The following is a 5,576-nucleotide window of genomic DNA, read 5'->3' as shown; positions in this document are numbered from 1 at the left end:
GTATGGCTGACCGTGGCGAAGCCATTGGCGGCGTTCCACAGAATATTTGGCGCGATCACTGCGGCGGCGAGGGCCGCGATAAGAACACTCTTCACGCTCAGAAAGGCCCGCCGCGCGTCCCGGTCGAAAAGGAACACCGCCGCCGCGCCGATACAGGGAAAGACCATGGCGTATTTCGCCAGGAAGCCCAGCCCGATGGCCGCGCCCAGCGCCGCCGCCCACAGCCAGCTCTGCGTCCGCACATATTTCACGAAGGCGAACACCATGCCCGCGATCATCAGCAGGAGCGGCGCATCGGTGGAAATGACGAAGGAGGACAGCGCAATGCCCGGCAGGGTCAGCCAGGCCAGCCCCGCCCACAGACCGGTGCGCTCGCCGAACAGCTCTCGCCCGGTGAGATAGAGAAACAGCGCCGTTCCCGCGTGCAGGAAAGGGGCGGCCAGCCGCAGCGCCCATTCCGAATTGCCGAAAATGGAGGTGGTCAGCCCGATGACCCAGGCCACCATGGGGGGCTTGGAATAATAGCCAAAGGCGAATTCGCGGCTCCAGCCCCAGTATTGCGCCTCGTCTGGATACAGCTCCAGCGGCGACACGATTTGCGCGATCACGCGCGCAGCGATCAGCGCCAGCGCCGCGCCCCAGAACAGGCGCGGATCGGTGGCGTTTGCGGGTCGGGCGGCAGGGTCGGTCATAACGGCAGGTTGTGTATCAGCCCCCGCGCGCGGCCCCAAGTTCATAGAATCGTTATGCGTCACCGATTTGTCGCTCAGCTCTCACAAAAGCTTCGCTGACTCGCAGAGAAAGGTTCTTCCAACGGGCGTATCCGCACGGACTGCACCAACAGGGGGGACGGCGCGCTTCCACTTTGCGCGGCCGTCGCAGTTTCAAGGGAAAACCGACATGCAATTCCGCAACTATCTCGCCACCGGCGCGGCGGCTCTGGCGCTGGTTCCGGCCATCGTCTCCGTCGCTCATGCGCAGGAAACCACCAGTGCGGTCCGCGGCCAGGTCGTGGACCAGAATGGCGCGGCCGTCTCCGGCGCCACGGTCACCGTGCTTCACGTTCCGACCGGCTCGGCCTCGACCTACAACACGACCGACGCCGGCACGTTCAGCGCGCGCAATCTGCGCGTCGGCGGCCCCTACCAGATCATGGCGTCCGCGCCGGGCTACCAGACCTCGGTGGTCGAGGGCATCAGCCTCAATCTGGGTGAGACGTTCGATCTGAACCTGGCGCTGTCCGCGGGCGCGGCGGCTGACGAAATCGTCGTCACCGGCACGGCCGTTCAGGCCGTCGAGACGGCGCTGGGCCCGTCAGCGACCTTCAACCAGCAGATCCTGGACTCGGCCCCGGCCATCAACCGCAGCCTGGGCGACATCGTGCGCCTGGATCCGCGCATCTATCTGGACGAAGCCTTTGTCGACGGCATCCAGTGCGCCGGCGCCAATCCGCGCTTCAACAGCCTGACTGTCGACGGCGTGCGCATGAACGATGCGTTCGGCCTGAACTCCAACGGCTTCCCGACAGAGCGCCAGCCCTTCTCCTATGACGCGATCGAGCAGGTCGCGGTCGAGCTGGCCCCGTTCGATGTCCAGTATGGCGGCTTCTCCGCCTGTAACATCAACGCGGTGACCAAGACGGGCGGCAACGAATTCCACGGCGGCCTGTTCTACGACTACACCGATGACAGCCTGCAGGGCGACAGCCTGGAAGGCGACGACATCGAGATCGCGCCCTTCGACGAGAAGCGTTACGGCTTCAATGTCGGCGGCCCGATCATCAAGGACAATCTCTTCTTCTTCGTCGCCTACGAGAAGCTGGAAGGCGCCAATACGTTCGACCGCGGGCCGGAAGGCTCCAACTCCGCCGTCGAACTGCCGGGCTTCACTCAGGCCGATTTTGACGAGATCGTCCGCATCTCCAACGATGTCTATAATTTCGACCCGGGCTCGCTGCCGCGCAGCTTCGCCAATGAAGACGAAAAGCTCCTGGTCAAGCTGAACTGGGACATCAATAACCGTCACCGCGCCGAATTCGTCTATAACTACAATGACGGCTTCAACATCAACGAGTCCGATGGCGACTCGAACGAGTTCGAATTCTCGAACCATCTTTATGAGCGCGGCGCCGAGCTGAATTCCTATGTCGGCTCGCTCTATTCCGACTGGACGGACAATTTCTCCACCGAACTGCGCGTCGGCTATCTGGAACTGGACAATCGCCAGATCTCCAACGCCGACGAAAGCGGGTTCGCCGAGGTTCAGATCGGGGTCGGCAACAACACCATCTATCTGGGTCAGGACGACAGCCGTCAGGCCAACAAGCTCAGCTACGAGACGTTCACCACGGCGCTGAAGGGCCAGTATCACTGGCAGGACCACACCTTCACGGCCGGTTACGAGCTTGAGCAGACCGATGTCTTCAACGTCTTCGTCCAGCACGTCGATGGCCAGATCGAATTCGACAGCATCGCCGATTTCGAAGCCGGCATCTTCAGCGCCTATGAGTACGCCAACTCTCCGACGGGCAACCCGGAAGACGCGGCGGCGGAGTGGGGCTTTGCGGTCCACACCTTCTACGCTCAGGACGAATGGTCCATGCCGAACGGCCTGACCCTCACCGGCGGCCTGCGCTATGACCATTACACCAGCGACGATCTTCCGGCCGAAAATCCAGACTTCCTGGCCAGCTATGGTTTCTCGAACTCCCAGAACCTGGACGGCGAGGGTCTGCTGCAGCCGCGCGTCGGTTTCCAGTGGGAAGCCAGCGAAGTGCTGAGCCTGCGCGGCGGCTTCGGCCGGTATTCCGGCGGCAACCCGAATGTCTGGCTGTCGAACAACTACTCGGCCAACAACGTGCTTCAGTACACGGTGGACGAGGGCCTGCTGCCGGAAGGCGCGTCGGTCTTCGACCTCCAGTACACGAACAATGACGGTCCGGGCGGCCCGGGTTACGGCGTGCCGGTTACTCTGGCGGACGCGGTCACCAACCAGCAGGGCTCCAACTTCGAGATCAACTATCTCGACCCGGACTTCGTTCTCCCGTCCGAGTGGAAGCTCGCCTTCGGCGGCACCTTTGTCTACGACGTTCCGATGGAAGGCTTCCTGGGCGGCGATTACGTCCTGAACGCGGACCTGCTCTATTCCTGGGCTGAAGATCCGGCGGTGATCCGCCGCGGCGATCTGGAGCTTTCGGGAACCGCGGTCGCCGGTCAGCCGCAATTCACCAGCGTGCGCCTGCCGTCGCTGGTTCTGACCAATGGCGAGGAGAACCCGAAAGCGTTCAACGCCTCGTTCTCGGTTCAGAAATCCTACGATTTCGGCCTCGACTGGACGCTGGCCTACGCCTATTCGGACGCGGAAGACGAGCAGCCGATGACGTCGTCGGTGGCCTTCTCCAACTACGACAACCGGGCTTATCTGAACCCGCAAATCTCCGAAGTCGCGACCTCTAACTACAATATCGAGCACCGCATCACGGCGCTGGTGAATTATGAGGTCGATTTCTTCAAGGACTGGACGTCCCGCCTGACGGCCTATTTCTCGGCGAACGAGGGCCGGCCCTACAGCTACACGTTCGAATCCAACGACGTGCTGGGCTTCAATCCGTTCCAGAGCTCGCCGAGCTCGCTGCTCTACATCCCGACCGGGCCGAACGACCCGAATGTGGTCTATGGCGCGAACTTCGACACGCAAGCCTTCTTCGATTTCATCGCCGAGGAGGGTCTGGACGAATTCGCTGGCACTTTCGCGGGCCGCAACGAGTTCACGGGCGACTGGTGGACGAAGATCGACCTGAAGTTCGAGCAGGAAATTCCGGGCTTCCTGGAAGGTCACCGCGCTTCCGGCTTCGTGGTGATCGATAATTTCACCAACCTGCTGAATGATGACTGGGGCGTGCTGAAGGAAGCCAGCTTCCCGCGCGTCAACGCCATCGTCGACGGGGCGCTGATCAATGGCGGCACGCAATTCGAGTACCGTGAGTTCAATGACGACCTGATCATTGAACCGCGCGTGGGTTCGCCGTCGCTCTGGTCCGTCCGCTTCGGCGTGAAATACGAGTTCTAGATCCCTCCACGATCCAGATGCTCGAAAAAGGGGAAGGGCGGTCCGGCGACGGGCCGCCCTCTCTCTTGCGCCTCATAAGCAGCAATTGCGGGAACGGCGGAGGCTCCTGATCCGTTGGTATGACCAGAAAAGTCGCAAAAAAGGAGAATAATAATGAGTGGGCGTATAGAAGGCCGGAGAGTCGCAATATTGGTCGCTGATGGCTTCGAGGAATCGGAGCTGTTCTCCCCAAGGGACGCGCTGGAGCAGGTCGGCGCAACGGTCGAGATCGTCAGCCTTGAGCGCGGCGAGGTTCAGGGCTTTCAGCACATGGAGAAGTCCAAGACCGCGCCGGTTGACCGTACGATCGACGAAGTCGCCGCGTCCGATTATGACGCGCTGATGATTCCGGGCGGCCTGTTCAATCCTGACCATTTGCGCGGTGATGATCGCGTGATCGGTTTCGTCCAGGATTTCTTCAGTCAGAAAAAGCCCGTGGCCGCGATCTGTCACGGCCCGCAGGTTCTGATGACCGCAGACGTGGTCAAGGGCCGGACCATGACCGCCTTCGCCACCGTCCAGCCTGACCTGGAAAAGGCGGGCGCCATCGTGAAGGATCAGGAGGTCGTGGTGGATGACGGGCTGGTCACCAGCCGCAATCCCGACGATCTGCCCGCGTTTAACGCGAAGATGGTCGAGGAATTCTGCGAAGGGAAACACCGCGGTCAGGCGCAATCTGCTGCCTGATAACCGTTTCCACGGCCGCAAATGAAAAGCCCCGGAAATATTTCCGGGGCTTTCTTTTATGCCGGCGGGGGCGGGAACTGGCTGTCCACGTGCCGCCTTATGACTTTCGCGTTGCGCTGGTGCGCCCGGAAGCCGAAGTCGAACAGATCGCCGATCAGCGGAATGGCGCCCAGCGCCGTGTCGATCGCCAGATTGCCGACCATGCCCGCCATCTTGTGTTTGGGCAGTTCCGCGTCCCGCGCCAGTTTGAGGAAATACAGACCCACGGCGCCGGTCGTGACGTCGCCGACCCCGGGAATGAGGCCCAGCACGGCGTCGAGGCCAAAACGGAACGGCCCCTTGCCCAGTTGATAGTCCATGACGCGGGCCAGGCGGTCAGCGCGCTCAACCGCCTTGCGGCAACGCGCTTCCCGGTCCGGCCCGGCCAAACTGGAGTCGTCTGCGTTCATCGGCGGGCGATGATCCAGATGGCGTGGATCAGGCCGGGAATATAGCCGAGTAGGGTGAGAAGAATATTGATCCAGAACTGCGCGCCGAGACCCACCTGCAGAAAGACGCCAAGCGGGGGAATTATAACGGACAATATGATGCGGATGATATCCATGAGGGGCGGTCCTTGTTTGAAAATGCCTGTTCTGACAACGGATCAGCCGATTTCAGGTTCCCCTTATGCCCGTCAGCGCACATGATGCAGAACTGTCATTCAACCTACACATAAATGTCACAGAACACTGTCACAGGAACGCAATCAAAGATTCATAAAAACAACACCGGAACGTCAC

Annotated in this window: 5 protein-coding genes; 2 read left to right on the top strand and 3 right to left on the bottom strand. The window is 61.3% G+C overall.

What is annotated here, in order from left to right:
- Positions 1-692: ArnT family glycosyltransferase (locus H2040_RS14235; RefSeq protein WP_287158255.1), on the bottom strand; the 692-nt coding region annotated here is incomplete at its 3' end.
- A gap of 208 nt (positions 693-900) precedes the next feature.
- On the opposite strand from H2040_RS14235, the gene H2040_RS14230 reads away from it, so the two are divergent.
- Together H2040_RS14230 and H2040_RS14225 are read left to right on the top strand one after the other, a co-directional pair.
- Positions 901-4,068 (top strand): TonB-dependent receptor, encoded by a 3,168-nt coding sequence (locus H2040_RS14230; RefSeq protein WP_287158254.1) that lies wholly within the window; start codon positions 901-903, stop codon positions 4,066-4,068.
- Positions 4,069-4,221: 153 nt separating this feature from the next.
- The gene (locus H2040_RS14225; RefSeq protein WP_287158253.1) at positions 4,222-4,794 is read left to right on the top strand and encodes a type 1 glutamine amidotransferase domain-containing protein; all 573 of its coding nucleotides are present in this window, start codon (positions 4,222-4,224) and stop codon (positions 4,792-4,794) included.
- Positions 4,795-4,850: 56 nt separating this feature from the next.
- On the opposite strand, the gene H2040_RS14220 is transcribed toward H2040_RS14225, so the two are convergent.
- Together H2040_RS14220 and H2040_RS14215 are read right to left on the bottom strand one after the other, a co-directional pair.
- Positions 4,851-5,243, bottom strand: coding sequence for a DUF4112 domain-containing protein (locus tag H2040_RS14220; RefSeq protein WP_287158252.1), 393 nt, complete (start codon positions 5,241-5,243; stop codon positions 4,851-4,853).
- Complete coding sequence (locus H2040_RS14215) at positions 5,240-5,398, bottom strand: YqaE/Pmp3 family membrane protein (protein ID WP_022698828.1); 159 nt, start codon at positions 5,396-5,398, stop codon at positions 5,240-5,242. Before H2040_RS14215 ends, H2040_RS14220 begins: the two co-directional genes overlap by 4 nt.
- Positions 5,399-5,576: the final 178 nt, after the last annotated feature.

It is taken from the genome of Euryhalocaulis sp. (assembly GCF_013911995.1).
Classification (GTDB): Bacteria; Pseudomonadota; Alphaproteobacteria; order Caulobacterales; family Maricaulaceae; genus Euryhalocaulis; species Euryhalocaulis caribicus.
Note: the sequence above shows the minus strand (reverse complement) of the source record. Positions and strands in the feature narration are given on the sequence as shown.